At 68.4% G+C, this 26,717-nt stretch carries 27 protein-coding genes; 14 read left to right on the top strand and 13 right to left on the bottom strand.

Translation table 11 applies throughout. The features are described 5' to 3' along the window. Positions 1–142: 142 nt before the first annotated feature. The 3 genes from ACWPXK_RS32150 to ACWPXK_RS32140 all read right to left on the bottom strand — a co-directional run bounded on the left by ACWPXK_RS32150 (position 143) and on the right by ACWPXK_RS32140 (position 3,524). Positions 143–1,042 (bottom strand): carbohydrate ABC transporter permease, encoded by a 900-nt coding sequence (locus ACWPXK_RS32150; RefSeq protein WP_454199916.1) that lies wholly within the window; start codon positions 1,040–1,042, stop codon positions 143–145. Between the two features lie 106 nt (positions 1,043–1,148). After that, positions 1,149–2,177 carry a carbohydrate ABC transporter permease gene (locus ACWPXK_RS32145; protein WP_454199915.1) on the bottom strand — a complete coding sequence of 343 codons (1,029 nt, stop codon included), beginning with the start codon at positions 2,175–2,177 and terminating at the stop codon, positions 1,149–1,151. A gap of 45 nt (positions 2,178–2,222) precedes the next feature. Beyond that, positions 2,223–3,524, bottom strand: a complete 1,302-nt coding sequence (locus ACWPXK_RS32140) for an ABC transporter substrate-binding protein (RefSeq protein WP_454199914.1) — start codon at positions 3,522–3,524, stop codon at positions 2,223–2,225. A gap of 121 nt (positions 3,525–3,645) precedes the next feature. Here ACWPXK_RS32140 and ACWPXK_RS32135 point away from each other — a divergent pair, with 121 nt between their 5' ends. Both ACWPXK_RS32135 and ACWPXK_RS32130 read left to right on the top strand, forming a co-directional pair. Beyond that, positions 3,646–4,500 (top strand): DUF2786 domain-containing protein, encoded by an 855-nt coding sequence (locus tag ACWPXK_RS32135; RefSeq protein ID WP_454199913.1) that lies wholly within the window; start codon positions 3,646–3,648, stop codon positions 4,498–4,500. Between the two features lie 177 nt (positions 4,501–4,677). Then, positions 4,678–5,190 (top strand): TIGR04338 family metallohydrolase, encoded by a 513-nt coding sequence (locus tag ACWPXK_RS32130; RefSeq protein WP_454199912.1) that lies wholly within the window; start codon positions 4,678–4,680, stop codon positions 5,188–5,190. Between the two features lie 177 nt (positions 5,191–5,367). Here ACWPXK_RS32130 and ACWPXK_RS32125 read toward each other — a convergent pair whose 3' ends face one another. Then, a complete protein-coding gene (locus ACWPXK_RS32125; RefSeq protein WP_454199911.1) occupies positions 5,368–6,351 on the bottom strand; it encodes an o-succinylbenzoate synthase in 984 nt (327 codons plus the stop codon). 48 nt (positions 6,352–6,399) lie between these two features. On the opposite strand from ACWPXK_RS32125, the gene ACWPXK_RS32120 reads away from it, so the two are divergent. Together ACWPXK_RS32120 and ACWPXK_RS32115 are read left to right on the top strand one after the other, a co-directional pair. Then, the gene (locus ACWPXK_RS32120; protein WP_454199910.1) at positions 6,400–6,654 is read left to right on the top strand and encodes a hypothetical protein; all 255 of its coding nucleotides are present in this window, start codon (positions 6,400–6,402) and stop codon (positions 6,652–6,654) included. 44 nt (positions 6,655–6,698) lie between these two features. Then, the gene (locus ACWPXK_RS32115; RefSeq protein WP_454199909.1) at positions 6,699–7,037 is read left to right on the top strand and encodes a hypothetical protein; all 339 of its coding nucleotides are present in this window, start codon (positions 6,699–6,701) and stop codon (positions 7,035–7,037) included. A gap of 38 nt (positions 7,038–7,075) precedes the next feature. Here the strand turns inward: ACWPXK_RS32115 and ACWPXK_RS32110 are convergent, their stop codons facing one another. Next, positions 7,076–8,245 carry a thiolase family protein gene (locus ACWPXK_RS32110; protein ID WP_454199908.1) on the bottom strand — a complete coding sequence of 390 codons (1,170 nt, stop codon included), beginning with the start codon at positions 8,243–8,245 and terminating at the stop codon, positions 7,076–7,078. A 99-nt stretch (positions 8,246–8,344) separates the two neighbouring features. Here ACWPXK_RS32110 and ACWPXK_RS32105 point away from each other — a divergent pair, with 99 nt between their 5' ends. Beyond that, positions 8,345–8,881: a winged helix-turn-helix transcriptional regulator gene (locus tag ACWPXK_RS32105; protein WP_454199907.1), complete on the top strand. Its 537-nt coding sequence runs from the start codon at positions 8,345–8,347 to the stop codon at positions 8,879–8,881. A gap of 172 nt (positions 8,882–9,053) precedes the next feature. Here ACWPXK_RS32105 and ACWPXK_RS32100 read toward each other — a convergent pair whose 3' ends face one another. Beyond that, positions 9,054–10,127 carry an ABC transporter ATP-binding protein gene (locus tag ACWPXK_RS32100; protein ID WP_454199906.1) on the bottom strand — a complete coding sequence of 358 codons (1,074 nt, stop codon included), beginning with the start codon at positions 10,125–10,127 and terminating at the stop codon, positions 9,054–9,056. A 226-nt stretch (positions 10,128–10,353) separates the two neighbouring features. Here ACWPXK_RS32100 and ACWPXK_RS32095 point away from each other — a divergent pair, with 226 nt between their 5' ends. The 5 genes from ACWPXK_RS32095 (at position 10,354) to ACWPXK_RS32075 (ending at position 14,838) form a co-directional block, all read left to right on the top strand. Further along, positions 10,354–11,148, top strand: a complete 795-nt coding sequence (locus ACWPXK_RS32095; protein ID WP_454199905.1) for an LLM class F420-dependent oxidoreductase — start codon at positions 10,354–10,356, stop codon at positions 11,146–11,148. A 150-nt stretch (positions 11,149–11,298) separates the two neighbouring features. After that, complete coding sequence (locus ACWPXK_RS32090; RefSeq protein ID WP_454199904.1) at positions 11,299–13,095, top strand: ABC transporter permease subunit; 1,797 nt, start codon at positions 11,299–11,301, stop codon at positions 13,093–13,095. Continuing rightward, complete coding sequence (locus ACWPXK_RS32085) at positions 13,096–13,821, top strand: amino acid ABC transporter ATP-binding protein (RefSeq protein WP_454199903.1); 726 nt, start codon at positions 13,096–13,098, stop codon at positions 13,819–13,821. It begins immediately after the preceding gene. Positions 13,822–13,929: 108 nt separating this feature from the next. Then, positions 13,930–14,226 (top strand): hypothetical protein, encoded by a 297-nt coding sequence (locus ACWPXK_RS32080; RefSeq protein ID WP_454199902.1) that lies wholly within the window; start codon positions 13,930–13,932, stop codon positions 14,224–14,226. Between the two features lie 207 nt (positions 14,227–14,433). Further along, positions 14,434–14,838 (top strand): nitroreductase family deazaflavin-dependent oxidoreductase, encoded by a 405-nt coding sequence (locus ACWPXK_RS32075; protein WP_454199901.1) that lies wholly within the window; start codon positions 14,434–14,436, stop codon positions 14,836–14,838. Between the two features lie 65 nt (positions 14,839–14,903). Here ACWPXK_RS32075 and ACWPXK_RS32070 read toward each other — a convergent pair whose 3' ends face one another. The 5 genes from ACWPXK_RS32070 to ACWPXK_RS32050 form a co-directional block, all read right to left on the bottom strand. After that, positions 14,904–15,116 (bottom strand): hypothetical protein, encoded by a 213-nt coding sequence (locus tag ACWPXK_RS32070; RefSeq protein ID WP_364320813.1) that lies wholly within the window; start codon positions 15,114–15,116, stop codon positions 14,904–14,906. 213 nt (positions 15,117–15,329) lie between these two features. Beyond that, complete coding sequence (locus tag ACWPXK_RS32065) at positions 15,330–16,592, bottom strand: CHAT domain-containing protein (protein ID WP_454199900.1); 1,263 nt, start codon at positions 16,590–16,592, stop codon at positions 15,330–15,332. Next, on the bottom strand, positions 16,589–18,115 hold the full coding sequence (locus ACWPXK_RS32060; protein ID WP_454199899.1) for a tetratricopeptide repeat protein: 1,527 nt from the start codon (positions 18,113–18,115) through the stop codon (positions 16,589–16,591). The genes ACWPXK_RS32065 and ACWPXK_RS32060 overlap by 4 nt, the downstream gene beginning before the upstream one ends. 1 nt (position 18,116) lies before the next feature. Further along, positions 18,117–19,136 (bottom strand): hypothetical protein, encoded by a 1,020-nt coding sequence (locus tag ACWPXK_RS32055; RefSeq protein WP_454199898.1) that lies wholly within the window; start codon positions 19,134–19,136, stop codon positions 18,117–18,119. A 159-nt stretch (positions 19,137–19,295) separates the two neighbouring features. Further along, positions 19,296–20,666 carry a hypothetical protein gene (locus ACWPXK_RS32050; protein WP_454199927.1) on the bottom strand — a complete coding sequence of 457 codons (1,371 nt, stop codon included), beginning with the start codon at positions 20,664–20,666 and terminating at the stop codon, positions 19,296–19,298. 343 nt (positions 20,667–21,009) lie between these two features. On the opposite strand from ACWPXK_RS32050, the gene ACWPXK_RS32045 reads away from it, so the two are divergent. From ACWPXK_RS32045 to ACWPXK_RS32035, 3 genes are all read left to right on the top strand, one after another. Next, a complete protein-coding gene (locus ACWPXK_RS32045; RefSeq protein ID WP_454199897.1) occupies positions 21,010–21,543 on the top strand; it encodes a lipoprotein LpqH in 534 nt (177 codons plus the stop codon). Between the two features lie 98 nt (positions 21,544–21,641). After that, the gene (locus tag ACWPXK_RS32040) at positions 21,642–22,442 is read left to right on the top strand and encodes a hypothetical protein (protein ID WP_454199896.1); all 801 of its coding nucleotides are present in this window, start codon (positions 21,642–21,644) and stop codon (positions 22,440–22,442) included. Positions 22,443–22,771: 329 nt separating this feature from the next. Then, the gene (locus ACWPXK_RS32035; protein ID WP_454199895.1) at positions 22,772–24,835 is read left to right on the top strand and encodes a PhoX family protein; all 2,064 of its coding nucleotides are present in this window, start codon (positions 22,772–22,774) and stop codon (positions 24,833–24,835) included. Between the two features lie 125 nt (positions 24,836–24,960). Here ACWPXK_RS32035 and ACWPXK_RS32030 read toward each other — a convergent pair whose 3' ends face one another. Beyond that, positions 24,961–25,713 (bottom strand): glycoside hydrolase family 25 protein, encoded by a 753-nt coding sequence (locus ACWPXK_RS32030; protein ID WP_454199894.1) that lies wholly within the window; start codon positions 25,711–25,713, stop codon positions 24,961–24,963. Positions 25,714–25,856: 143 nt separating this feature from the next. On the opposite strand from ACWPXK_RS32030, the gene ACWPXK_RS32025 reads away from it, so the two are divergent. Next, positions 25,857–26,234 carry a hypothetical protein gene (locus tag ACWPXK_RS32025; protein WP_454199893.1) on the top strand — a complete coding sequence of 126 codons (378 nt, stop codon included), beginning with the start codon at positions 25,857–25,859 and terminating at the stop codon, positions 26,232–26,234. A 65-nt stretch (positions 26,235–26,299) separates the two neighbouring features. On the opposite strand, the gene ACWPXK_RS32020 is transcribed toward ACWPXK_RS32025, so the two are convergent. Next, positions 26,300–26,707: an SdpI family protein gene (locus ACWPXK_RS32020; RefSeq protein WP_454199892.1), complete on the bottom strand. Its 408-nt coding sequence runs from the start codon at positions 26,705–26,707 to the stop codon at positions 26,300–26,302. Positions 26,708–26,717 lie beyond the last annotated feature (10 nt).

The raw sequence follows: 26,717 nt of genomic DNA, 5'->3' as shown, positions 1-26,717 counted from the left end.
CGAGCATTGCCCGTTCGCGGCCCGGCTCGCGTCCGAGTGGCCGCCGCGTCCGCGACGAAGTCGCCAGCGGCGGTCGCTCGGACGCGAGCCACAAAGGGGCCGCGAACACCCAGCGCCGCAGGCGCTGCAAATCAAACACAGCTCAGCTCTTCACGCCGCCCGCGGTGAGGCCGGAGATGATGCGGCGCTGGAAGAGCAGGACCATGATGACCAGCGGGATGGTGACGATGGTGCCCGCGGCCATGATCGCCGCGTACGGCTGCACCAGGGGGTTGTTGCCGGAGAAGCGGGCGATCGCGACGGTGACGGGCTCGGTCTTGTCGCTGGAAAGCAAACGGGCCAGCAGATATTCGTTGACCGCCGCGATGAACGCCAGGATCGCGGTGGTGAACACGGCGGGAGCGGCGAGCGGCAGCATGACCAGACGGAAGGCCTGCATCTTGGTCGCGCCGTCGATCCGCGCCGCTTCCTCGAGCTCCCAGGGCAGTTCGGCGAAGAAGGACGCGAGGATGTAGACCGTCATCGGCAGCACGAACGAGATGTTCGGGATGACCATCGCCTGGTACTCGCCGATCCAGCCCAGGCTGGTGAACAGCTGGAACAGCGGAGTCACCAGCACAACGACGGGGAACATCGAGGCGCTCAGGATCAGTCCGGACACCACGTACTTGCCCCGGAAGGTCAGCCGCGCCAGCGCGTACGCGGCGAACACGCCGACCACCAGCGCGATCACCGTGGTGGCCGCGCCGATGACGACGCTGTTCACCAGCGCCTTGCCGAAGTCGTTGCCGCGGCTGGTGTCGAACGCGTTGCGGAAGTTCTCCAACGTGACGTGCGTCGGCCAAGGCGTGTTGTCGAAGGTGTAGTCGGGGTCGCGGAACGCGGTGACCGCCATCCAGTAGAACGGCGCCAGACCCCAGACCAGCACGATCAGGGCACCGAGGTACAACCGCACCGAACCGAGCCGCTTCGTCCATGGAATCGGCTGCGCGGCGGCCTTGTCCGCCTGGGTGGCGGGCTTGTTCGTCGTCTGCACGGCCATCAGTGCGCCTCCGGTGTCGTGCGGGGCACGTGTTTCGTCCGGCCCTCAGTGTTCATGCGGGACACCCGCACCCGGTCGGGCTGGACGAGAGCTTCGCGATGGTGTCTCATCCGGCCCTCCGCTGCTCCTCCTGGGTGCGAACCGCGTTCGCGCCCAGGACCTTCACCAGCACGAACGCCACCGCGAAGATCAAAAGGAAGGTGATCGTGGACAACGCGGCCGCGCTGTTGGGTCCTTGCCGGACCTGCTCGACCACCAGGATCGACACCGTGCGGGTGGACGGGTTGCCCAGCGTCATGATCGCGGGCAGGTCGAACATGCGCAGCGCGTCCATGGTGCGGAACAGCACCGCCACCAGCAGGGCCGGCTTGAGCAGCGGGAGCGTGATCTGGGTGAACCGCTGCCAGGCCGACGCGCCGTCGACCCGCGCCGCCTCGTACACGTCGGCCGGGATCACTTGCAGACCGGCGAGCAGCAACAGCGCCATGAACGGCGTGGTCTTCCAGACGTCGGCCGCGATCACCGCGAACCGCGCCGGCCACGCGTCGGAGGTCCACAGTATGTGCGTGCCGAGGACCCGGTTCACCACGCCGTCGTACTGGAACATGAACTCCCACAACCGTGCCGTGACGGCGGTCGGGATGGCCCACGGAATCAGCACCGCCGCGCGCAGCAGCGCCCTGCCGCGGAAGGTCTTGCCCATCACCATGGCCATGCCGAGGCCGAGCGTCAGCTCCAGCGTGACCGTCACCACCGTGAAGAACAGCGTGACGCCGATGGCCAGCCAGAATTGCGAGCCCAGGTTGCCGGTCGGGCAGGACACCATCTCGCCGGTCGCGACCTGACACTGCTGCAGCAGCCAGTGCGTGTAGTTGGCGAACCCGGCACTGCCGCCTTCGACGAACATGCCGGTCGCCGGGTCGAGCCCGGAGTCCTTCTGGAAGGACATCCACAGCGCCCGGACCACCGGATACCCGATGACGACCGCGAGCGCGAGCAGCACCGGCGTGACGAACAGCCAGGCCTTTCCGGAACGCCGCAGCTCCAGCGCTATCGTCGCGGCGATGCCGCGCCTAGCCGGAACGAAATCGTCGTCTTTCGGCGCGATAGTCGCCGCTCCCGAAGGATCCGACACCGTTTCTCTCTCCTGCGGGTTCTTCGGGTCCGTTGCGCTCACCGCTTACGATCCGGCGGTCTCGATGCCCTTTTGCATACCGGTGATCGCGTCATCGACGGACTTGGTTCCGTTCAACGCAGCATAGGCGTTGTCCTGGATGGCCTTGGACACCGCGGGATAGAACGGGGTCACCGGGCGCGGCACCGCGCTGGCGATCGAGTCCTTGAGCGCGGGCAGGTACGGCATCTTCGCGATCAGCGCCGGGTCGTCATACATCGACGCGCGCACCGAGGGCAGCGCGCCGGAGGCGACGATGTGCTGCGCGTCCTCGCTGATCAGGAAGCGCAGGAAGTCCAGCGCGGTGGCCTTGTTCTTGGAGAACGCGCTGATCGCCGCGTTGTAGCCGCCGAGGGTGGAGGCGCCGACGCCGTTCTCGCCCGGCAGCGGAGCGACCGCGAACTTGTCCTTCACCGCGGAAGCCTCGCCGCCGACGTCACCGAAGGTGGACGGCCACGACCGCAGGAACAGCAGCTTGCCTTGCGCGAAGGCGTTGCTGGACTCCGGCTCCTTGAAGGTGATGGCTTCCTTCGGGATGTCGCCGCTGTTGTACGAGTCGACCAGTACCTTCAGTCCGGCGCGCGACTGCGGGCTGTTCACCGTGGGGGTCTTGCCGTCGGCGCCGACGAAGCTGCCGCCGTAGGCGTTGATGACCTCGGCGGCGTTCACCGTCAGGCCCTCGTAGGGCGCGAACTGGCCCGCGTAGCAGCCGATGTTCTGCTCGCGCGCGATGTGGCACTGGGCCAGCATCTCGTTCCAGGTCTTGGGCGGGTTGGGCACCAGGTCCTTGCGGTAGAACAGCAGGCCGCCGTTGGTGTTGCGGGGCGCGGCGTAGAGGGTGTTGTTGTAGGTGGCGCTGGCCACCGGCGGCGACAGCAGCGCGGTGGTGTCGATGGTGAAGGAGTCCTTCAGCGGCTGGATCCAGCCCTTGGCGGCGAACTCGGCCGTCCACGGCACGTCCAGGGCGACCACGTCGTAGTTGGACTGCTTGGAGCGCATGTGCTCGACCAGGTCGTCGTACTGCTGCGAGGCGTCGTTCGATTGCTCTTTGAACGTCACCTGTTCGTCGGGGTGCGTGGCGTTCCAGCGCTCGATCAACTGCTTGACCGCGCCCGTCTCCGTGGTGTCCTTGCCCTCGACGTAGGTGATCGGGCCGCGTCCGGTGAGGTTCTGGCTGATCGGGCTGCCGCCGCTGTCGCTGGCGCAGGCGCTGGTGAACGTCGCGGTCAGCAGCGCGACCGACACGGCCGCCACCGCGGCCCGCGGCACGAGCGACGAACGTAGGGCCGACACCTTCTTCACAGCCATCGCAAACACTCCAGGATCGTTCGTGAGCGGCAGCACACCCTGCCGGTGCACAAGGCAAGATACATGGTGTCGATCCGGCACGCCGGAGAGTGGCGGGAACTCCTCGTTACGCTTGGGGGTGATGACTTCGCCGAACGCGGTTCCCGATCGGATGCTCACCCGCATCGGTGGACTGCTGCGCAAGGCCGAATCCACCGATAACGACCACGAGGCCGAAGCGTTCCTCGCCGCGGCCCAGCGGCTGGCCACGAAGTCCTCCATCGACCTCGCGGTGGCGCGGGCGCACATCGCCGGACGCGAGCGCAGGTCGACGCCGGTGCAGCGGATCATCCCGATCGGCGAGCCGGGCAAGCGCGGATTGCGCACCTACGTCCAGTTGTTCGTCGCGATCGCCGCGGCCAACGACGTGCGCTGTGACGTAGCCAGGACTTCGACGCAGGTCTTTGCCTACGGCTTCGACTCCGATATCGACACTTGTGCGGCGTTGTATGCCAGCCTGCTGGTGCAGATGGTGCGGGCCTCCGATCAGTACATCAAGTCGGGGGCCTACCGGTCGGCCACCGTGGAGAAGATCGTCGTGGAGAAGCGCTGGGGACGCCAGGTTCGGCGCCGGGTGCAGGTGCCGGTCGCGGGCGTGACGGCACGGCTGAACTTCCAGATGGCTTTCGCGGCACGGATCGGCCGGCGGTTGGCGGAGGTGAAGGCGGAAGTCGAAGCGGAGGTGTTGCCCGGCGACGCTGACGCGACCGGCACCGCCTTGGCTCTGCGCGACAAAGAGATCGAGCTCACGGACTTCTACTCGCGGACATCGGAGGCGCGCGGCACCTGGCGCGGCCCGCAGGAGTCGACGGGGCATTCGGCGGCGGCGCGGGCGGCCGGGGATCGCGCGGGCAGAGCCGCACGGATCGGCAACTCGCCCGAACTGCCCGCTGCCCGCGGGCAATTGACCTCGCCCGATGCTGGCGGACCGCCGTGATCGGCGCGCGCCTTGCAGGAGCGGGCTTGCACTCGGTCGACGCGAGCGGACCGTCGTGAGTGGGGCGCGCCCGGCAGGTGCGGGCGAGCCCGGTCGTGTGCAGTCGGCCGACGCGCTGAGGGGCAATCGCGTGCTCCTCGTCGCGTCTGGTTCGACATCCACCGTGGAGCGGCATCGATGACCGTGCGCGATAGTCAGCGCGCCAAGGTGTACGACGCCGAACAGTTGGTGCGCGGGGTATTCGATCGAGCCGACGAGCATGGCGCGCGAACCGTCGAGCTGTACGGCTCGCATCTCACCTTGCCGATCGAGCGCCGCTTCGCCTCGGTGGAGTCGGTGCAGAGCTACGCGGACAAGGTGCTGGCGCTCAACTGGGTTCGGTCGCGGTGGGAACGGGCCGCCACGCCGGTGCGTGTCCGTGCCCGCGGCGGAGTGACCGCCGCGCATTACGAGGCTGCCGAGGCCGTCCTCGCGGTCCCGCTACACACCGGCGGCACCGCTTGGGCGCTGCGCGAACTGGTGATCCTGCATGAACTGGCGCATCACCTGGAATCCGCTCCCGCGGCCGTCGCCGCGCACGGCCCGGAATTCTGCGACCGGTATGTGGAACTCGTGGACGGCGTCGTCGGCCCTGAAGCGGCGTTACTCCTGCGCGCCACCATGCTCGGCTGCGGCGTACGGCTCCGGTAGCTTCCGTGAGCATGTAAATGCCGAGCGGCGTTGAGGGTGTCGGCCCGCAGGCGCCATTCCAGGGCGGCCCGCTCCTTCCACCATGCGCGGCGATCTGGCCGCACCTTGTGCCACGGTGCGCTGGGCCGAGGGCGCGGTGGTATTCCGCGCGGCGGAGAGCCGATTGTTCCGTCGCGGCTATGCCGTGGTGTTCTGCCGGACCAGGGCCGAGACGCGGGCGAGTCGCTCCTGCCACCAAACGGTGCGGTCGGCGTCGGGATGGCGGTGGCGTTCCACCAGGTCGGGGTCCGGTTGGGGTGGGGTGCGCAGGACCGGGAGGTAGCCGTCGGACGGGCGCAGCGAGCCCGGTGTCACGTCGCCGGTGAGCAAGCTCAACGTGCCGAGGCCGCAGGCGAAATCGAGTTCCGGGAGCGCACCGGCCAGCGCCAGTTGGGCGGCGAGGCCGACGCTGGTCTCCAACGCGGAGGAAACCACGCAGGGCAGGCCCGCGGCCTCGGCCACTTGGAGGGCCCGGCGGACGCCCCCGAGTGGCGTGCACTTGAGCACGGCGATATCGGCCGCCCCGGCGATCGCGACCCGCAACGGGTCCTCGGCGCGGCGGATGGATTCGTCGGCGGCGATGCGGACCGCGACGCGGCGGCGCACCGCGGCGAGCTCCTCGATGGTCCGGCAGGGCTGTTCGACGTACTCCAGGCCGCCCGCGGCCTTGTCGATCCGATCGATATGGCGCACGGCGGTGTCCACGTCCCAGACCGCGTTGGCGTCGACCCGGATGGCACCGTTGCGGCCGAGCGCGTCGCGCACCGCCTCCACCCTGGCCATATCCTCCGCGAGCGATTCGGGATGGTCGGCGACCTTCACCTTGGCGGTGCGGCAGCCGGACCGGGCGACGATCGCGTGCGCCTCCTCCGGATCGACCGCGGGCACGATGCAATTGATCGGGATCCGGTCTCGCACCGGTTCGGGCCAGCCCGCCGTGACCTGTTCCACGGCTGTGGCCAGCCACCCGGCGGCCTCCTGGTCGTCGTATTCCGGGAACGGACAGAACTCGCCCCAGCCGAGGGGCCCGTGGATCAGCATCCCCTCCCGCACCGTGATACCGCGGAATCGGGTCCGCATCGGAATGACGTAGACGACGCTCTGCGTTGCGAAATCGCTCATTGCCGGTCAGCTTATTCGGAGGCGTTGTCCGATCGAGGGATTGCGCAGGTGGACTCGAGTAATTTCGCCTTCGCCACCGACCCGTGCTCGTACGGCACCTGCCGCACCGAGTACCTCACATGGGCGTTCGCAGTGTCCTGGGGTGGCACGGCGCTCGCGCTGCTCCGCACGCTCGCCGTGCTCATCGTGGCCGCGATCAAGCGCTGGTACCTGTGGTTCTGGCCGGTGCTCGCGATGCTGTTGATCGTCTGCTCGTTCTGCGGCGGTGCCGCACTGGCGGGGCAGGTTTACCCGGGGTCGTGATGCGCCGAGATGCCGTGTGGCGCTGAGCCGGTCATGCTGAAGATATGGCGCGGCATCTCCGGCGGAGGTTGACCGATTTCCTGCGCGTGGCGCTGGGTTCGGTAATCGTCCTCGGATTCGGTTGGCTGCTCGCCTCTTTCGTCCCGCTGTACGAAGTCCTCGCGCGCGACGGCCGGGACGGGCGCGGCGTCGGGTATCTGCCGTGGGCGCAGGTCATCGCCTGGGCCGGCATCGCGGCATCGGTACTCGCCGCGCTCGTCTCGGTGCTGGAGAAGGTGCGCCATCGCAAACCGATCGCATGGACCCCACTGATGGCGGTGCCGCTGATCCTCGAATCCTGGCTGGTCGGCTTCCTGATCGCGATCGTGCTCGTCTCGATTTGAGCGCGGTACCCGCCCCTCGACGGGTACCGCGCGCTGGTTCACAACCGTTCGAGGATGGTCGCGTTCGCCAAACCGCCTGCCTCACACATGGTCTGCAAGCCGTAGCGGGCGCCGCGGTCCTGCATGGCGTGCACCAGTGTGGTCATCAAGCGCGCACCGGAGGCGCCGAGCGGATGCCCGATGGCAATGGCGCCGCCGTTGACGTTGACCTTGGCCAGATCCGCGCCGGTCTCGTGCGCCCAGGCCAGCACCACCGGCGAGAACGCCTCGTTGATCTCGATCAGGTCGATGTCGGACAACCGCAGTCCGGCGCGCTGCAACACCTTTCCGGTCGCGGGGATCACGGCGGTCAGCATCAGTAGCGGATCGTCACCGGCCACGGCGAAGCTGTGCAGCCGGGCGAGCGGTTTCAGCCCGAGTTCCGCGGCGCGCTCGCTGGTCATGATCAACACCGCCGCGCTGCCGTCGCTCACCTGGCTCGCGGACGCAGCGGTGATCTCCCAGCCGATCTGCGGGAAGCGGGCGGCCATGGCCTGGTCGTAGTAGGCGGGACGGAGCGCGGCCAGCGTCTCCAGCGTGCTGCCCACCCGGATGCCCTCGTCGGTGGCGAGTCCGTTGATCGGTGCGAGTTCCCTGGCGAACGATCCGTTCTTGGTGGCCAGAGCGGCTTTCTCGTGGCTGCCGAGCGCGAACTCGTCGAGCTGGGTGCGGGTCAGTCCCCATTTGGCCGCGATCAGCTCGGCGCTGATGCCCTGCGGCACCAAGCCGTCCGGGTACCGCTCGGTGAAACCGGCCCCGGAGATGTCGTCCGAGCCGATCAGGTTGGCGCCCATGGGAACTCGGCCCATCGACTCGACGCCCGCGGCCACGACGATGTCGTAGGCGCCGGCGATAACGCCCTGCGCGGCGAAGTGGATGGCCTGCTGGCTGCTGCCGCACTGCCGATCGACAGTGGTCGCGGGGACGGATTCGGGATATCCCGCGGCCAGCGCGGCCCGCCGGGTCATATTGGCGCCCTGCTCGCCGACCTGGGTGACGATGCCACCGATCACGTCGTCGATGAGCGCGGGATCGATGCCGCTGCGGTCCACTACCTCGCGCAGGCTGTGGGCCAGCAGGTCCACCGCGTTGACGTTGTGCAGTGCGCCGTTCGGCTTGCCTTTGCCGATCGGGGTGCGTACCGCTTCGACAATCACCGCGTCTCTCATGGTGCTTCCTTCCGGACCGAGAGCCGGGCCGCCATGCCTGGCTCTATCAATACATAGTCAGAGTAGCCCTGACAATAGTTGAGACAAGTCAGACTCGGTATGATGTTCGTCATGGCAGCAGTGATGGAAGGACCGTTGGCGGATCTGAGCTCGTGGAAGGCCGAGGAGTGTTCGATCGCGAAGGCGCTCGACATCGTCGGCACCCGCTCGGCGGTGCTCATCCTGCGCGAGGCGTACTACGGGACGCGCCGGTTCGACGGGTTCGCCGGCCGGGTCGGCATCACCGACGCGGCCGCCGCCGCGCAGTTGCGCAAACTCACCGAGGCGGGCGTGCTGGCGAAACAGCCGTATCAAGAGGAGGGCAAGCGCACCCGGCACGAATACGTGCTCACGCCGATGGGGCGGGATCTGCTGCCCGCGGTGCTCGCGCTCATGCAGTGGGGTGACGCGTACCTACAGGCGGGTCCGGCTCCGCTGCTGCTGGTCGAAGAGGCGACCGGTGCTCCGGTGCGGGTGCAGGTGCGCAGCGAGTCCGGCCGGGAGATCGAGCTCGAGGAGCTGGGCGTGCGGCTCAATCAGGAGTATGTCCAGCAGCGGCGGAAACGCCGGTCCGGCGGGGGAGCCCAGGACGCGTGACTGCGGTCGAGACGCGATGGCGGGTGCCGTCGACCGGATGACGTACTGCGCTGCGCCTGGCTGAGGTGGCCGAACGGACGTGACGTGTCCTCGGTCCGTGGGTCCCGAGCCGGGACAGCCGACCGGCCCGCTCACCGAGCTGGTTGGGTGAGCGGGCCTTTCAACGACCAGCTCAGTTGAGCCGACCGCCATCGGTGTCGAAGAAGTAGATGTGCTCGGGGTCGGTGGCCAGCCGCAGGCGGGTGCCCTTCGCGGGCGGATTGCGCCAGTCCGCGCGCGCCACAATGGTTTCCCCGGTCCCGTCCCCGGCGCTGGTCCGGCCGTAGATGTAGGCATCGGAGCCAAGCTCCTCCACCACGTCGACTTCCATCTCGATACCGGAGCCGTTGCCCAGTTCGAAGTGTTCCGGCCGGATGCCGACCGTGACGGTGGTCCCGGCGGCGTCGGCGACCGAACGTGGCAGTGGTACCGCATGCCCGCCCAGCTCGACCCGGCCATCGGCGACCGGAAGCGTGAACAGGTTCATGGCGGGCGAGCCCATGAAGCCCGCGACGAACACATTGGCCGGATCGCGGTACAGGTCGCGCGGCGTGGCGCACTGCTGCAGCAAACCGTCCTTCAGCACGGCGACGCGATCGCCCATGGTCATCGCCTCGACTTGGTCGTGCGTGACGTACACCGTGGTGGTGCCAAGCCTGCGCTGCAACTGCGCGATCTGGGTGCGGGTCTGCACCCGCAGCTTCGCGTCCAGGTTGGACAGCGGCTCGTCCATCAGGAACACCTGTGGCTGACGCACGATCGCGCGGCCCATCGCGACCCGCTGGCGCTGACCGCCGGACAGTGCCTTCGGCTTGCGGTCCAGGTAGGGCTCCAGGTCGAGCAGCTTCGCCGCCTCCAGGACCCGCTTCTGCTTTTCCGCCTTGGCGACCTTGGCCAGCTTCAGCGCGAAGCCCATGTTCTCCGCGACGGTCATGTGCGGGTAGAGCGCGTAGTTCTGGAACACCATGGCGATATCGCGTTCCTTGGGCTCGGCGTGCGTCACGTCGTTCGCGCCGATCAGGATGCGGCCGTCGTCGACGTCCTCCAGCCCGGCGAGCATGCGCAGCGAGGTCGATTTCCCGCAGCCGGACGGACCGACCAGCACCAAGAACTCCCCGTCGGCGATCTCCAGATTCAGCCGATCCACCGCGGGTTTGGCGGCACCGGGGTAGAGCCGCGTCGCGTGGTCGAAGGTCACAGTGGCCATGACGAATTCACATCCCATCCCGGCAGGAACGTGCCGGACGATCCGAGTAAGGGCGGGACGATCCTACTGGGTTGGCGCGGTGCGCGGGCAGGTTGTGTGCGGCCCGCACCGTGCTGCGGACCAGACCACTGCCGGGCACGTCGACGCGCCGCAAGCGCCACCTGCGGGATCCCAACCGCGCCGGTAGCCTCGATCGGGGAATCCGCCCGAGCGACGAGGAGCACGCATGAGTCGTCCAGTTCGTATCGGAGTTCAGCTGCAGCCGCAGCACGCGCCCGACTACGGGCTCATCCGCGACGCGGTGCTGCGGTCCGAGGACGCGGGTGTCGACATCGTGTTCAACTGGGACCACTTCTTCCCGCTCACCGGCGACCCGGACGGCGCGCACTTCGAGTGCTGGACGATGCTGGGCGCGTTCGCCGAGCAGACCGAGCGGGTGGAGATCGGCGCGCTGGTCACCGGCGGCGGATACCGCAATCCGGACCTGCTCGCGGACATGGCGCGCACGGTCGACCACATCAGCGGCGGCCGTCTCATTCTCGGCATCGGCGCGGGCTGGTTCCAGAAGGACTACGACCAGTACGGCTACGACTTCGGCACGCCGGGCAGCAGGCTCGCCCTGCTGAAGGAGAACCTGGTCCGGATCACCGCCCGGCTGCCCAAGCTCCATCCGCGGCCTACCCGCGACATCCCGATCCTGATCGGCGGCGGTGGCGAGAAGAAGACGTTGCGGCTGGTCGCCCAGTACGCCGACATGTGGCACACCTTCGCCGACCTGGATCTGCTCGCGCACAAGAACCAGGTGCTCGCCGACCACTGCGCCGCCGTCGGCACCGACCAAGCCCGCATCGAACGCTCGGTGCAATGGCCGGGTGTGGCGAAGGCGCCCAGCTTCGTGGACGCGGGCGTGACGACGTTCACCGTCGGAGTCAGCGGGCCGGACTTCGACCTCAGCGAAGTCGAAACCGCCATTCGGTGGCGCGACGAAGTCAACCCGGAACCGGTCAGCGGAATCGCCTGAGCACGATTGCCCGGTCGGCTGATCCACGACGGCGCGGCATTCGGATCAGCGTGATCGAAACTCGCGACCATCGCGCGGGCAAGGATTCCCGCGGCAGCCGCCTCGGGGTAGCTGCGAAATAGCAAATTCCCGCGGCTAGGGTTGTCCATCATGGCTGTTTTGCCCGCTGTGCGCTCTCGTGCGCTGATCGCCGTGATATTGCTTGCCGTCGGTCTGAGCGCGACGGCGTGCGGTTCCGGATCGGACGACGCGTCCACCGAGCGCAACCTCTGCGCACCGCCGGGCCTGGCCGCCGCGTCCGCCGCGCCCACAAACCTGGCCTCCTCGGCGACCGCGGGCACCGACCGATACACCACCGCGACGACCGTGCCGCCGGCTTCGATCGACGTCTCGAAGCTCGGGTTGATCACGCCCGGCAAACTCAGCGTCGGCACGCTCTCGGACGCGCCGCCGAGCATCTGCGTCAACCGGCAGGGCACCTTCACCGGCTTCGACAACGAGCTGCTGAAGGCGATCGGCGCCAAGCTCGGCCTCCAAGTGGAGTTCTCCGGCACCGAGTTCGCCGGGCTGCTCGCCCAGGTGTCCGGCGGCCGCTTCGACGTCGGCTCGTCGAACATCACCACCACCGACGCTCGCCGCCAGCTGGTCGGTTTCACCAATGGCTACGACTTCGGCTACTTCTCCCTGGTGGTGCCGAACGGCAGTGCCATCAAGGGGTTTTCCGATCTCGGTCGCGCCACCAGGATCGCCGTGGTGCAGGGCACGGTGCAGGACGAGTTCGTGGTGAACCAGCTGCGCCTGAACCCGGTGAAGTTCCCCGACTACAACACCGCCTACGCCAACCTGAAGTCCGGCCAGGTGGACGCGTGGGTCGCGCCGTCCGCTCAGGCGGAGGGCGCGATCCAGCCGGGTGACGGTATCTCGGTGTCGCAGAACACCTTCAGCCTGGACAACTTCGTCGGCTACGCGGTCGCCAAGCACAACCAGCCCCTGATCGATGCGCTCAACAGCGGATTGGACGCGGTGATCGCGGACGGCACCTACGCCAGGCTCTACAGCGACTGGGTGCCGAGGGAATTGCCGCCGGGCTGGAAGCCGGGTTCCAAGGCCGCGCCCACGCCGCAACTGCCGGACTTCGCCGCGCTCGCCGCGGACGAGCAGCAGGGCGACACCGAGCAGAACGTGCCGAAATCCACGGCGCGGCAGTTGAAGGACACATTCTTCGACTGGTCGTTGTATCGCAAAGCTATTCCCGATCTATTCAAGACCGGCCTGCCGAACACCTTGATACTCGCGGTGGTTTCGGGCGCGCTGGGCACTCTGCTGGGCATGCTGCTCGCGGTCGCCGGAATTTCCCGCACCCGCTGGCTGCGCTGGCCCGCGCGGGTGTACACCGACATCTTCCGCGGACTGCCCGCCGTGGTGATCATCCTGCTGATCGGCCTCGGTGTCGGCCCGGTGGTGCGCAATCTCACCGGCAACAACCCGTACTGGCTCGGCGCCGTCGCACTCGCGTTGCTCGCCTCGGCCTATATCGGCGAGATCTTCCGCTCCGGTATCCAATCGGTCGAGGCGGGTCAGCTGGAAGCGGCGCGCGCGATCGGCTTCGGCTACCGGCAGTCGATGACGCTGGTGGTGATCCCACAGGGCGTGCGACGGGTGCTGCCCGCGCTGATGAACCAGTTCATCGCGCTGATCAAGGATTCCTCGCTGATCTACTTCCTGGGGCTGCTCGCCACCCAGCGCGAGCTGTTCGCGGTCGGCCGCGACCTCAACGCGCAGACCGGGAATCTCTCGCCGCTGGTCGCCGCGGGCCTGGTCTACCTGCTGCTGACCGTCCCGCTCACCCACCTGGTGAACTACATCGACCGCCGGATGCGCACCGGACGTCCCGACCGGCCGATCGACCCGATCGAGACCGCAACGATCACGGAAGGGCGCGGATAGATGAGTGCCTCCCTCACCGGCACCGGACTGCATTTGACGCTGGGGCACAACCACGTGCTGCGCGGCATCGATATCCACGTCGACGCGGGCAAGACCGCCACCGTCATCGGGCCGTCCGGCTCCGGCAAATCCACCCTGCTGCGGGTGCTGAACCGGCTCTACGAGCCGGATCAGGGTGACGTGCTGCTGGACGGCAAGTCCGTGCTCACCGAGAACCCGGACCGGCTGCGCCAGCGCATCGGCATGGTCTTCCAGCACTTCAACCTGTTTCCGCACAAGACCGTGGCGGAGAACGTCGCGCTCGGCCCGCGCAAGCTGCGCGGCCTGTCCAAGGACGAGGCTCGGGCGCTGGCCGTCGAACAGCTGGAGATCGTCGGACTGGCGGAGAAGGCCGACACCAGGCCCGCCAACCTGTCCGGCGGCCAGCAGCAGCGTGTCGCGATCGCGCGGGCGCTGGCCATGCGGCCGGAGATCATGTTCTTCGACGAGGCCACCTCGGCGCTGGACCCCGAGCTGGTCAAAGGGGTGCTCGCCCTGATGAGCGACCTGGCCTCCGGCGGCATGTCGATGGTCGTGGTGACGCACGAGATGGGTTTCGCGCGCACGGTGTCCGACAGCGTGGTGTTCATGGACCAAGGGCAGGTCGTGGAGACCGGCTCGCCCGACGCGTTGTTCGACAACCCGCAGACGCCGCGGTTGCAGAGGTTCCTCTCGCAGGTGCTGTGAGCCGTGCCCGTCCTCCAGCGCACTGAGGGCGATCTCGATTGATGCGCATCTGCTAATGTATTGTGCATCACGATTCCAGCTATCCGATCAAGGAAAGAGGGGAATTCGATGACCACAGCGCATGCGCAGCACACCGGCCACGATCACGTCCACGGCCCGGACTGCGGCCACACCGCCTTCCAGCACGGCGATCACACCGACTACGCCCACGACGGTCACCTTCATCGCGAACACGCAGGTCACTACGACGAATGCGAGCCGTCCGGGCACACCGAGTGCGCTGATCACCCGCATCAGCACGGCCCCAACTGCGGCCATGAGGCCGTCCAGCACGGCGACCACGTCGATTACATCCACGACGGGCACCGCCACGCGGCCCACGACGGCCACTTCGACGAGCACTGATTCGTTGGTACCCCGGTCCCGGTAAGGCAGGTGATCGACGAACACGAGATTCGTGTTGCGGGTTCCCACCCACGTGGTGATGTGGCGCCGGCTCGCCCGTCGCGGCTGAACGCACAGGTCGCGGCGCTAATCCGCGCGTTTCCCGGACGCGGCGCGCGTCCAGAGGGAAAGCTGAGCGTGGTGCACCACATCCGAGGGAGGTGAACCATGGACGTCAAGGAAATCAATCGTCGAACGATCGCTCAGTTTCGTGCGGGCGGCGACATCGAGGGTATGCATCGCGACCGCTTGGTCCTGCTGACCACGACCGGCCGTCGCTCCGGCGCCCCACACACCACCCCGATGATGTTCCACCGCGACGGCGACCGCCTCCTGGTCATCGGCTCCAACGTCGGCGCGCCGAAGCACCCGGACTGGTACCTGAACCTGCGGGAGAATCCGCACGTCACCGTCGAGGTGGGCGAGGAGACCTATCCCGCGCGGGCCACCCCGCTCACCGGTGACGACCGCGCGGTGACCTGGGCCATGCTCAAGAACACCTACCCGTTCTTCGCCGAGCACGAAATGAAGACCTCGCGGGTCATCCCGGTGGTCGCGCTGATCCGGGCGTGACGCGCTCCTCCGCCCCTGCTCAGCTGCCGCGAAGCTCCGGCGGCAATCGGCCATCAGGTGCTCGGTCAGTTCGGCGGCGCCGGTGCGTCGCCACGGTAGTTCGCGGCGATTTCGAGCAGCGTCATCAGGTTGCCCGGGTCCACGGGCTCGATGACTCCATCCGGAACTGCCAGTTCGGTCAGTTGGTGGCCGGTGGGACGCAGGGGAGGGGCGTGGTCGGGTTGTCCGAGGATGGTGGCGATGTTCCCGTCGGTGTCGTAGACGGCGTAGTAACGCATGAGCTGGCTCCTCAGTGGCCGGTCGAGACGGTCATCCGAATGGTGTAGCTACTCCTGGTCAGAACACGCTGTGGCTGAAGGCGTCTGAGCTTAGCTTGGCTCCACCTCCGCATGGTGTCGCCTTCGTCCTCGGGTGCGCATGAGTAGCGGGTACCCGTTTTCACCCGACTTTTGCGTACTCAGTGCAGGTAGAGCGGTCTACGGAAGCGTGATCTATGGTTTGCCGGCGCACACGGTGGCGAACGCCGACCAGAGCACCGGCGAGTGCTCGATTCCGCCGGTGCCGCGCCAGACGGCCAATCGGGCGCGTTGCCAATCGGCGAGCGCGGATACCGGGTCGGGCGATTCGTGCGCGGCGTCGATGGCGCAGATGGCCTGCTGGAGCGGGTGGGCTTCGGGCGGTGCGCCCGCGATGCGCTGGAAGGCGAGGTCGGTCGGCAGCGGCCATCTGCTCGCGGTGACCAGTTCGGCGCCGCCGCTGATCATCGCGGCGGTCAGGCCGAGCGCTTCGCTGAATCGCAGGTCGCCGCCGCTTTCACAGGCGATCAGCGCCACCCGGCTCGGGATCGGCCACAGTTGCGGCCCGGCAACGGGATCGGGATCGATCGTGTGTGTGCCGAGCAGCAGATCCTTGGCCGACAACGGACGGTGCGTCCTGCTGGGTTCGGCGAAGCCGACGGCGTCGGCCGTGCAGGAAAGGTGCAGTTCGGCGTCCTCGCTGCGGCCCGATTCCGGCGCGGCCGCGGTGACGTGCCCGACGTAGATCATGCGGCTCGCCCCCTCGCGCAAGGTGGCGCCGAGCCAGGCGCGGTCTACATCGGTGCGGCGGAAGACCTCGACCGGGTCCTCGACCGCGGGCCGCAGCCTGCCACGCATGGCATAGTCCGCGATGCGCTGCGCGAGTGGGGTGTCGGCCGTCATGCGGCCGAGCACCGAGCCGAGCGTCGAATCGGCGCGGAACCCGGGGACCCGTGGGTCCAACACCGCGACGACCGGACCCGCCTGCGTCCGCGTCCATTCGCGCGCGATGCGTCCCGGCGCTTGCACGACGCTCGCCGGGGCGAGCAGGCTGACGTCCGCGATGTCGATCAACCGGACATCGCGGTCCGGCGCGATCAACTCCCACGGCACCTGCGCGACGCGCGGTGACGGTTGCAGCCGGATATGCGGACGCACGCCACGCTGCCACAGTTCGTAGAGCTGAGCGGCCAAGCCGTAGGGCAGTAGGGCTTGGGAAAGTGCCTGCGCGACAGTGCATTCACGCTCATAGTCGGCGAAGGCCCCGGTGGTCAGCGCGCGCTCCAGGCCACCGGACTCGCCGGGCCGTGGCAGCGCGTCGGCGAGCATGCCCACCGCCCGCATGGCGGCTTCTTCCGGAAGCATGCTCGCTCCGCGCTCCGCGCTGTCGCCGACCCACCGCCACGACACGTACACGTCCCCCGCGTCCGCCATGCGGACGACCACGGTCGGCGTCATACCGTCAGTACCCGATCGTCGCGGATGACCCGGCCGTAGCGCTGTTCGGCGGCGGCGATGAACGGCGCGAGCGCGATCCGGCCTTCCGCGGCCAGCGCCAGGCGCGGCGGTGGCGCGACCGGTAGACCGGCACCGGCGGCGACTTCGGCGAGAGCGGCGCCGAGTTGCAGCGCGGCGCTGCCGGGATGGTCATCGAACTCTTGCGGTGCTTCGAGCAATGCGAGCGGGAGCCGTGCAGGCCGGTCGCGCGCGGAGCGGTCGATGGCCAAGGTAGTTCCAGCGCATTGTGTTTCGACGAGATCGGCCAGCAGTAGCCCGTTGCCGGACAGGTAGGCGAACCGGAACGCCAACCGCATGGCGGGGTCGGCGATCTGGCGGTTCCACTGCTCGCGCTGAGTGCCGTTGGGCAGGGTGTAGCGCACGGCATCGATCGCCAGGGCGGCGGGAACGGCGAGGTGGATCGCGTGCGCGAGCATTTCCGCGTTCGGAGTCTCGGTCGCGGCGATCGCGCCGTCCAGCAGCGTCGCGTGCCAGAAATCGAGCTGGGCGCAGTGCAGTCCGAGACCGCGCTCGGCGTAGGTCTCGAACGCCGCGGCGAGCAGCTCCTCGCACTCGGCGAGGCGCCCGGTCTCGAACGCCACCGTGGACAGCCGCATGCGCAGGTCGGCCGCGTCCAGCGCGGCGCCGGACTCGATGAAGTAGGCCAAGCTCCGGTCATAGCAGTCCTGCGCGCTCGCGAGATCGCCGCGGCCCTCGGCGAGGAAACCCATCGTCTTGAGCCCGATTCCGGCTCGATAACCGAGACCGGCGCGCTCGAAGTACTCCTGACTCGACCGCAGCGGAGCCTCCGCCTCGTCGTACCGCTCGACGCGGACCAGCATGGTCGCGAGGTTCTGTTCGGTCTCGGCGACCGCGTTGCGGTCGTCCACCGACGCGAACGCGGCCAGCGCCTGCCGCGCGAAATCGATGGCCAGATCGCGACGTCCGGTTTCGAAGTACGTCGCGGCGAGATTCATCAACGGGTGGCCGGCCAGTTGCGGTGCGAAACGCCGTGCCGCCTCCAGCGATTCGGTGGCCAGCTCGGCGGCGTAGGCCCAGTTCTGGCGGTGCAGTGCGACCGCGGTCAACGACAGCAGGCAGGCTACGCGGAGCACGCCGAGGTCGGTGTCGGTGTTGTCGGCGAGCAACGCCCGCGCCTGCTCGAGCGCCTCCTGTGCCTCGTCGAGCGCACCGAGGTGCTGCAACGCCTGCGACATGTTGACCAGTGCGTTCGGCCGCAATCGCGGGGCATGCTCGGGCATTTCGGCCAGCGCCGCGCGATAGAGAGCGAGCGAGGCGGTGTGGTCGCCGAGTTCGTCGGCCATGCTGGCCGCGTTGATGATGGCGCCGAGCCGGATGTCGCCGGTGGTCTTGTCCGCGGCGTCCTCGAAGAGACGCTTGGCCTCCGCCGTGTCGCCGCGCGTATAGGCCGCGGCGCCCGCCGCGAGCAGTTCGCGACCGTCGTCCGGAGTCTCGTGGGTCATGTCAGAAGTCCGAATCGGAAGCGGCGGCCGCGATTTCGGCGAGCAACGGGCTTTCGACCGGATTGTCCGGCGCATCGGCCGTGCGGCGTAGCCGCGCCGTGACCAGCGCACGGATCTGGGCGCGACGGTTGACGGCGTCCGGTTCGGGCTCGTCCACGCCGACGCCGGGCACGTAGATTTCCACGGTCACACCCGGCTCCGATCCGGCCGGTGCGGCTGTCTCCGCGTGCCAGAGTTCGCCGTCGCGAATCAGCGGCACGTCGACCGCGCCGGCGGCCTGGATGCGGGCACGGGGATGCAGGTGCGCCGGGACATCCACGGCCGACAGCGGTGCGGCGACCGCGCTCACCCGCACGATCGTCGTGCCCGCGGCGCGCACCACTTCCCACGACACGGCGCGCTCCGAGGCGTCGAGCAAGCCTGGCGGGCAGCGACGCCAGTCCCAGCCCGCGGTGCCCCTGGCCAACACCAGGGCGCCGGGTGCGACGGTCGCGACCGGTCCGGCGGCCAGCGCGTAGTCCTCCGCGCGGCCCAGTGCTTCGGTGCCGCTGCGTATCTCCTCGAGTGCGTCCGCTCCGTCGACGATCAGCTCGCATTCCTCGTTCAGCGCGGCGATTTCGTCCTCCAGCAGGTGCTCGTCCAGCGGGGCGATGCCATCCAGGGTGGAAGCGGGCCACCAGCGCGCCGCCCAGCGGGCATAGCCGAGCCGCCAGATGCGTGCCGCGAGGTCCGGTAAGGCGGGCTCGGCGGTGTATCCGCTTGTGTCCCCGTCCGATTCGTCGAGCGCGAGGGATACCTCCTGGCCGTAAATCGCCCAGACCCATTCCTGGGCGAGGGAACGGTCATCGATCACCGCCGCGGGGGTCGCGTGGCTGGCGAGCAGGCTCCACGTCAGATGCCCGCCCGCCACTTCGAGCACCAGCACGTCGACTCCCGCCGTGCCGTCCACGACGGTGGGCGCGTCTTCCGGCGCGATGATCCACAGGCCGTCTCGATACCGGATCCGTACGGTCGTGCTCATGACTGCGCCTCGCTGGCGCTCGGCTCCGTCATGACCACGAACGTGGCTGTGTTGATTGTTCGCTCGCTACGCTCGCTCATGACTGCGCCTCGCTGGCGCTCGGCTCCGTCATGACCACGAACGTGGCTGTGTTGATTGTTCGCTCGCTACGCTCGCTCATCAGCTCGCCTTCGATTCCGCCGCGTCCGCCTCGCCCGCGCCCGCCCGCACACTGAGCGCCCGCTTGACCCGCGTGCGATGGTCGAGGATGACCGAACGCGCTACGCCGTCGAGCAGATCCCAGAGCTCGTCCGGGTCGTGGATCGCGTATTCCCGGACGTCCCTGCCGTGCAGGCGAACCCACAGTCGCCGCAGGTAGGGCCGCCACGGTGTGGTCAGCTCGGCGGCGATGGCGGTCAGTGGGCCGGAGGACGGTTCGGCGGAACCGGCGCTCACCACCAGCCGACGGGCCTGCAGCACGTATGCCTCCCGCTGCCAGCGGCCGTTGATCACCTGGTGTGCGGTGGATTGCGCGGCACGCGTGCCGGTTTCGGCCAGACGCAGACGCGATTGACCCGCTGTTCGCACGTGTCGCTGATCAATCGGCGCCAGACCGAGCGCCAGCGTCGTCCCCGCCGTCGCCGCGACGCGCAACGACTCGTCCAACAGCGCCCACGGCGCACAACTCCTGGCGATCTCGGCATCGACCAGCTCCGGAATCGGCGGCAGCTCAGCACGGTCGCTGGACGCCTGCAGGACGGTGAACACGCGCTCGTAGACAGTGCGATCGAACGGCAGTCCCAGGGTTGATTTCGAGGCGGAGGCGCCGATGTCCGGCTGCCGCGGTACCGGATGCGCGGTGAGCCCGAGTTCTCGCGCCGAAGGGGTGGATTCGTTCTGCCACAGCCGGATTCCCGTGTGAGTTCCGGCGTGTCCGCCGACCAGTCGATCCAGCGCGGGCTGCGCCGCGGGCGCGTCTCGACCGAGTCGTGCGGCGGCGCAGGCTTCCAGCAGGGCGTCCACGTCGACGGCGTGGTCACCGCCGGACGGGTTGGTCAGCGGGCGCCGACGCCAGGCGAGGTCGAGCAGCCCGGCCAGCTCCTGCCCCTTGGTGTGATCGTTCAGGTACTCCTTCAGCGCCTGAGTGGTGCGTCCCGCGGTGTACTCGTGGATCTCGCGCAGCGCGGCCTCGGCGATGGCAGGCCCACGCGCCGGATCCGGCATGCCGGACGTGGTCGCCAGCTCGAAGCAGCGCTGAAAGTACAGATCCTGCGGATGCCCCTCGGTGATCCGCAGCGTCCGCCGCACCTGCTTGAGCACCGTGAACCAGGCCGCCGTCGCGCGCAGCACGTCGGCCGCGGCCTGGATGCGCGCTTCGAGCAGCACCGCGCCGTCGGCGGTCAGGATCGGCCCGGCGCACACCGGATGCTGCACCGGCCGGATCACCAGCGGGTCGAGCACGAGCTTCACAGTGCGGCGCAGCGGACCGCCGTGGGGGCCGCTGAGCGGTTCGACGCCGTCGAGCCTGCGCCACACCTCGTCGAGCACCATGGCGCGCGGTCGTCGCATTCGACCAGGTTAGCTGTGTTGGATTGCAGCGCCTGCGGCGCTGGGCCGCGAACGGGCAATGCTCGATCTCGCTGCGCTCGAAAATCGGGGCCGGGCCGATGGGGTACGGCAAACGCTAGGTCTGGCTGTGCTCGAAACCGCGAGGTGGACCGGTGTGTTGCGTGGATCCGTACCGGCGGCATCTGGATGGTCGCTGCGACAAGACCGCGCGAAACCTGGGATCGGTAGGGCGCGAGCCGTTTCTAACTTTCTCTCATCGGCTCCACACCGCGGGCCGAACGAAACGAAGACCGGGCGCCGCGCCCACGAACCACAAGGACAGACCATGAACACCATCCGTTTCGCCTCCGCCGCTTTCGCCGCCTCCGCCGCCGTCGCGTTGCTCGTCACCGGATGCAGCGACGACGCGAGCAGCTCGCCCGCCGCGCCCGCGCCCTCCTCGGCGAAGCCGGGTCCGGCGGCCCCGGCGGGCAAGTCGATCGCGTCGGTCGACGGCAAGGCTCTCGAGGCGAAGTTCACCACCACCTGCGCCAAGCAGGGCGGCACGCTGGCGCTCGCACTGACCGACACCGACAACGGCGCCTACGGCAACCTCTCGGTGAGCGCGACCATCACCGGCGCCGACACCGTGCAGGCGGTCGCGATCGCGGGCAGCAAGGGCGGCGACAACGGCCTGCCCTACGCGGTCGGCTTCGGCAACGGCATGCCGGGCGGCTCGGCCACGGTGGTGAAAGACGGCAACACCTACAAGGTCACCGGCGAGGGTGTGGGTGCCCCCGACCTGACCAACCCGCTCGCGGGACCGAAGACGTCGAAGTTCGACATCACCTTCGCCTGCTCGTCCATCGTCGGCGCCTGATCGCCGCATGCCCCCGATCCGCACCCGTCATCCCGGTCTTCGCGCCGGGATGACGGGTGGCGGCGAATCCCGAGACTTCTCACCCCACAAGGAATGTCATGAAAAAGATCCGCCTCTTCGCTCTCGCCCTCGGCGCCGCGGCGATCGGCTACTACGTCTATCACGCGGTGACCTACGTCCCCACCAGCGAATGGGAGCCCGCCGGGATGGGCTGGCTCGGCTTCGAGATGGCGCTGCCGATTATCGCGTTCACGCTGGTGCCGCTGGTCTTCGCGTTCACGGGTGAAGGCATCGCCGCCGCGTTCACCGGCCGCAACAGCGCCGAGTTCCGCGACGGGCTCACCGGACTCGGCACGGTGCGGTCGGTGCGGGAGACCGGGCTGACGGTCAACGACCAGCCGCAGGTCCGCATCGAGTTCAGCGTGGAGGGCGCGGACGGCAAGACCTTCGATTCGTCGGCGAAGCTGATCGTGCCGCTCACCGAGCTGGCCCTGCTGCGTCCCGGTGTGGTGCTCCCGGTGCGCTACCTGCCCGACCGGACCGACAAGGTAGAGGTCGACCTGTCCGGCGACGCGTCCGCCGCACAGCACGCGATCAACGAGTCGCTGATCCGCAAGGGCATCACCACCCGGCACAAGCTCGACATCGCCGAGCGCGGCATCGCCACCCAGGCCGTGGTGCAATCGCTGTCGGTCACCGGCACGATCCGCGACGGTTACTCCGAGGTCGAACTCGGTCTCGTGGTCACCCGGCCGGATGGATCGACCTTCGCTACCCGGGTGACGAAGTTCCTCGCGCCAACCAGTGTCGGACAGGTCCAGATGGGGCGCGTCGTGCAGGCGCACTATCTGCCAGAGAACGAGAGCGAGGTCGTCATCGCCCTTCCGGTGAACGCCTAGTGGGCGCAGCCGCAGAAAGGGCGCAGCCGGACGGAGTCCGTCGACAGCCCGCGCCGGGACGAGCGAAGGCAGAGGAGGCCGCAGGAAAGACGCAGTCGGACGGAGTCCGTCGACAGCCCGCGCCGGGACGAGCGAAGGCGAGGAGGCCGCCTATCCGCCAGTGGGAATGCCGCGTCGATTCGAGAAACCGAATCGACGCGGCATTCTCTTGTGCGCGACAGCCGGGCAATTTGAGGGTTACCTAATTGGGCGGCTGTTCACTTTTTCGTCTTTTCCGGATGGTCCGGATGGTCTACCGTGCGCCCCGTCGGCCAAACCCAGGAGTCACCGTGAGTCTTCAGCCACTCGCCCTTTTCGTGAAGCACGACGGCCAGTCGTCGCGCGCCGCCGTGACGTGTGAGTACAAGTGCGCGAACGCGTGCTTCCACGAGGCGCCCAACACCTCCGCCGGTGCCTACTTCGGTGACATCGTCAGCTCCCTGAACCGCCGCGGCCTGATCAAGGGTGGCGCGGCCGCGGTGCTCGCGGTCGGCGCGGGCAGTGTGCTCGCGGCCTGCGGCGACGACGAACCGGCCCCGGCGGGATCCACCAAGCCCGCCGGTCCGCCCGGAACCGGTACCGACTTCACCGCCGTCGCGCCGAACAAGGAAGACGCCGTGGTGATCCCGGACGGCTACGAGCAGGCCGTGGTGATCCGCTGGGGTGACCCGCTGTTCCCGGACGCGCCCGCATTCGACTTCGACAAGCAGACCGCCGCCGCGCAGGCCAAGCAATTCGGCTACAACAACGATTTCGCGGCACTGCTGCCGATCGAGGGGCAGGCCAACGGCTACCTGCTCGTGGTCAACCACGAGTACACCACCGGCCCGCACATGTTCCGGGGCTACAACAAGGACGCTGCGACCGACGAGCAGATCGCGATCACCATGGCCGCGCACGGGCTGAGTGTGGTCGAGGTCAAGGGTGAATCCGGTTCGGGCAAGCTGGCTCCGGTCTTCGGCAAGTACAACCGCAGGATCACCGCGACCACCGAGTTCACGCTGACCGGCCCCGCCGCGGGCAGCGATCTCGTGAAGACCGCGGCCGACCCGACCGGCACCAAAGTCCTCGGAACTTTCGCCAACTGTGCCGGTGGCCTGACGCCGTGGGGCACCGTGCTTTCCGGCGAGGAGAACTTCAACGGCTACTTCGCCAATGGCGACAAGGTGGCCGACCCCACCGCCACCGCTAGGCTGAAGCGCTACGGTCTCACCGCGGGCAAGACCGCCAATCAGTGGGAGCGCGCGGACAAGCGCTTCGACCTGGCCCAGGAACCCAACGAGGCCAACCGGTTCGGCTATGTGATCGAGGTCGACCCGTGGGACCCGAACTCGACGCCGATCAAGCACACCGCGATGGGGCGGCTCAAGCACGAGGGCGCCAACATCTACGTCACGCCGAACGGTGACGTCGTCTCCTACACCGGTGACGACGAAAAGTTCGACTACATGTACAAATTCGTGTCCTCGCGCAAGATCCAGCCGGGCACCGGCGCGTCCAGCATGCGGCACAACCTGACCATTCTGGACGCGGGCACGCTCTACGTCGCGAAGCTCACCGGCGACCATCCGGACAAGATCGACGGCACCGGCGCCACGCCGTCGGACAAGGGTTTCACCGGCACCGGCCAGTGGATTCCCCTGCTCGAAACCGGTGCGGACGGCAAGGGCAAGTCGCTGGTCGAGGGCATGAGCGCCGAGGAGGTCGCGGTCTTCACCCGGCTGGCCGCCGACAAGGTCGGCGCCACCAAGATGGACCGCCCGGAGGACTTCGAGGCGAACCCCTACACCGGCAAGGTGTACGTCGCGCTGACCAACAACGACAATCGCGGCGCGGAAGGCAAGCAGGGCCCCGACGAGGCGAACCCGCGCAAACTCAACAAGAACGGCCAAGTGCTGGAGATCGACGACAACCACACCGGCACCACGTTCACCTGGTCGCTCCTGCTGGTCTGCGGCGATCCCGCGGCCGCGGATACCTACTTCGCCGGTTACGACAAGTCCAAGGTGAGCCCGATCTCCTGCCCGGACAACCTGGCCTTCGACCCCTACGGCAACCTGTGGATCTCCACCGACGGCAACGCCCTGAAGTCGAACGACGGCTTGTTCTCCGTCGTGCTCGACGGCCCCAACCGCGGCCAGACCAAGCAGTTCCTCACCGTCCCGCGCGGCGCGGAGACCTGCGGCCCGGTGGTCACCGAGTCCCGGGTCATCGTCTGCGTCCAGCACCCCGGCGAGGCCGACGACGCGACCCCGGAGAACCCGCTCTCGCACTGGCCCGACGGCGGCACGGCTCAGCCGCGCCCCTCGGTCGTGGCGGTGTGGAAGAAGAACAGCGGCCGCATCGGCGCCTGATACCGCAGCCGCGACCGGCCCCCCTGCGACCACGGCCGTGCCCACCGCGGCTCTCCCCATAGGTGGGGCCGCTACTCGACTGGGCGGGTAGCGGCTCCACCTCCGGCAAACACCCTGAAGTGCGGTCAGCCGCTTCCAGTGAGGAAGCCCATGTTCGCGAGGCGGGCGAGATCGCCGTGGGCGCCGCTGTAGACGTTGAGGTCGACGCGGCCCGCGATGCCGGGGATGGTGCCTCGGTCGGTGGTCTGCCAGAACGTCCAGGTCGGCCAACCACCGGGAACTTCGGGCTGGGCGTTGCCGCGATAGTCGGCGATCCACAGGGGATAGCCGGAGAACTCAGCGGTGTCGGCCATCGCCGTGCGCCAGAAGTTGGGATAGGTATAGATGATCGGGACCCGGCCGGTGAGTGCTTGCACGGTGGTCAGATAGCGGCGCGTCCAGTCGATCAGGGCTGGTGGCCCGAGCCCGCCGGAGTCCTCGAGATCGAGCACCGGCGGCAGGTCGAGTGGACCGTTCTGTCCGAGCGCCACCGAGGCGTACATCGCGGCCTGCGGTTCGGGTGGCAAGGCGGGCCGAGCGTAGTGGTAGGTCCCGCGCGCCAGGCCGGCGGCGAACATCAGCAGGCTGTCGGTCACGAAGTACGGGTTGACGTAGCTGAGCCCTTCGGTGGCCTTGACCATGGCGAAGTCGTGCCCCGCCCGCTTGACCGCGAACCAGTCGATCATGCGTCCATCGGTGTGCTGCCAGGACGAGACATCCGGGCCGGTCGGCGCGCCGGCGGCGGCCGGAGTGATGGCTGAAATGATGCTCCATGGCGCTGTCAGTGATAGTGCAATGCTGAGGCAACGGGTTTTTGGGCTCGCCCATGGGATTTTCATGCCATTTGACGCTAGTGACATGTGTCTGGTGTGGCTAGTGTTACTGATGTGATAGTTGCGAATAATTAACTATCTATCCTGGCGTGCCCGGATCTCCTTGCCGAGGCCGCTGGGCACGGCGCGGTGAGTGGTTCGATCGATTGATGACGCGGCGCGAATATCAGCGGAATCCCGCCCCCGCACAGGGAACCGCGAGTCGGGTGCTGTTCCGGTTCATTCTGGGTCGGCGGGCGTTCATTCTGCGCCAGACGCTCATCGAGCCCGGCGGCACCAGCGGCTGGCACTATCACGACGGCACGCTGTTCGTCCTGGTCGCCCGGGGCAACCTGGACCATCCCGGAGCGGACTGCGCGCCGGTGATCTACCGCCGCTGGCGGGTCTTCCGGGAGCCGAGCGGACCGCGCTACCCGCACGTGGCCCGCAATCTGGGATCAGTGCCGGTACTACTGTGCGTGCTATACGTCACTCCAGTGGACAGTCCGCTTTCGCGCAGTGTCACACCACCAGCGTGCGCGGAATAGGCGCTGCCGCGCCAAGGTATCCCGATGAATGACTGGGCCGACAGCCCCCGCCAGCGCTGCGCCGATCAGCCGGCGGGCTGGCAGGCGTCGCGTAGCGAGCACGCGCCGCAGGAGCTGCCACAGCCGCCGACTTCGGCGGGCGGGGCGATGGCGTCGGCGGCCTGCGCGGCGGCGGTAGCGCCCGCCCCCAGGGTGAACAGCGCGACGACGGCGGCACCTGCCGCGACGACGAGCGCCACGATTCCGCTGGCGGCCAGCGCGACGAGACCACCGGCGAACAAGAGCGCCCCGGCCGCGATCGACGTGGGGGCGGCGACACGGTTGGCGACGCGGAACGTCTCATCGCTCGACAGCGCGGCCTCGGTGTGCACCCCGAAGAAACGGTTACGGGGCAAACGGCCGGTCAGCCCGAGTGCGCCGGTTGCGATGGCCACCACAGCCAGCACGAACAGGACGAGAGCGACGACGAACACCCATGCAGGC

This window comes from Nocardia sp. Marseille-Q1738, from assembly GCF_965283145.1.
The sequence above is the reverse complement of the archived record's forward strand: the minus strand, read 5'-3'. Positions and strand labels throughout refer to the sequence as shown.

Bases quoted from the DNA above. Each gene is read 5' to 3' on its own strand.
- ACWPXK_RS32150 (WP_454199916.1), bottom strand. From the start codon at position 1,042: ATGGCCGTGCAGACGACGAACAAGCCCGCCACCCAGGCGGACAAGGCC.
- ACWPXK_RS32140 (WP_454199914.1), bottom strand. From the start codon at position 3,524: ATGGCTGTGAAGAAGGTGTCGGCCCTACGTTCGTCGCTCGTGCCGCGG.
- ACWPXK_RS32135 (WP_454199913.1), top strand. From the start codon at position 3,646: ATGACTTCGCCGAACGCGGTTCCCGATCGGATGCTCACCCGCATCGGT.
- ACWPXK_RS32130 (WP_454199912.1), top strand. From the start codon at position 4,678: ATGACCGTGCGCGATAGTCAGCGCGCCAAGGTGTACGACGCCGAACAG.
- ACWPXK_RS32125 (WP_454199911.1), bottom strand. From the start codon at position 6,351: ATGAGCGATTTCGCAACGCAGAGCGTCGTCTACGTCATTCCGATGCGG.
- ACWPXK_RS32115 (WP_454199909.1), top strand. From the start codon at position 6,699: ATGGCGCGGCATCTCCGGCGGAGGTTGACCGATTTCCTGCGCGTGGCG.
- ACWPXK_RS32110 (WP_454199908.1), bottom strand. From the start codon at position 8,245: ATGAGAGACGCGGTGATTGTCGAAGCGGTACGCACCCCGATCGGCAAA.
- ACWPXK_RS32105 (WP_454199907.1), top strand. From the start codon at position 8,345: ATGATGTTCGTCATGGCAGCAGTGATGGAAGGACCGTTGGCGGATCTG.
- ACWPXK_RS32100 (WP_454199906.1), bottom strand. From the start codon at position 10,127: ATGGCCACTGTGACCTTCGACCACGCGACGCGGCTCTACCCCGGTGCC.
- ACWPXK_RS32095 (WP_454199905.1), top strand. From the start codon at position 10,354: ATGAGTCGTCCAGTTCGTATCGGAGTTCAGCTGCAGCCGCAGCACGCG.
- ACWPXK_RS32090 (WP_454199904.1), top strand. From the start codon at position 11,299: ATGGCTGTTTTGCCCGCTGTGCGCTCTCGTGCGCTGATCGCCGTGATA.
- ACWPXK_RS32085 (WP_454199903.1), top strand. From the start codon at position 13,096: ATGAGTGCCTCCCTCACCGGCACCGGACTGCATTTGACGCTGGGGCAC.
- ACWPXK_RS32080 (WP_454199902.1), top strand. From the start codon at position 13,930: ATGACCACAGCGCATGCGCAGCACACCGGCCACGATCACGTCCACGGC.
- ACWPXK_RS32075 (WP_454199901.1), top strand. From the start codon at position 14,434: ATGGACGTCAAGGAAATCAATCGTCGAACGATCGCTCAGTTTCGTGCG.
- ACWPXK_RS32070 (WP_364320813.1), bottom strand. From the start codon at position 15,116: ATGCGTTACTACGCCGTCTACGACACCGACGGGAACATCGCCACCATC.
- ACWPXK_RS32065 (WP_454199900.1), bottom strand. From the start codon at position 16,592: ATGACGCCGACCGTGGTCGTCCGCATGGCGGACGCGGGGGACGTGTAC.
- ACWPXK_RS32060 (WP_454199899.1), bottom strand. From the start codon at position 18,115: ATGACCCACGAGACTCCGGACGACGGTCGCGAACTGCTCGCGGCGGGC.
- ACWPXK_RS32055 (WP_454199898.1), bottom strand. From the start codon at position 19,136: ATGAGCACGACCGTACGGATCCGGTATCGAGACGGCCTGTGGATCATC.
- ACWPXK_RS32050 (WP_454199927.1), bottom strand. From the start codon at position 20,666: ATGGTGCTCGACGAGGTGTGGCGCAGGCTCGACGGCGTCGAACCGCTC.
- ACWPXK_RS32045 (WP_454199897.1), top strand. From the start codon at position 21,010: ATGAACACCATCCGTTTCGCCTCCGCCGCTTTCGCCGCCTCCGCCGCC.
- ACWPXK_RS32040 (WP_454199896.1), top strand. From the start codon at position 21,642: ATGAAAAAGATCCGCCTCTTCGCTCTCGCCCTCGGCGCCGCGGCGATC.
- ACWPXK_RS32030 (WP_454199894.1), bottom strand. From the start codon at position 25,713: ATGAAAATCCCATGGGCGAGCCCAAAAACCCGTTGCCTCAGCATTGCA.
- ACWPXK_RS32025 (WP_454199893.1), top strand. From the start codon at position 25,857: ATGACGCGGCGCGAATATCAGCGGAATCCCGCCCCCGCACAGGGAACC.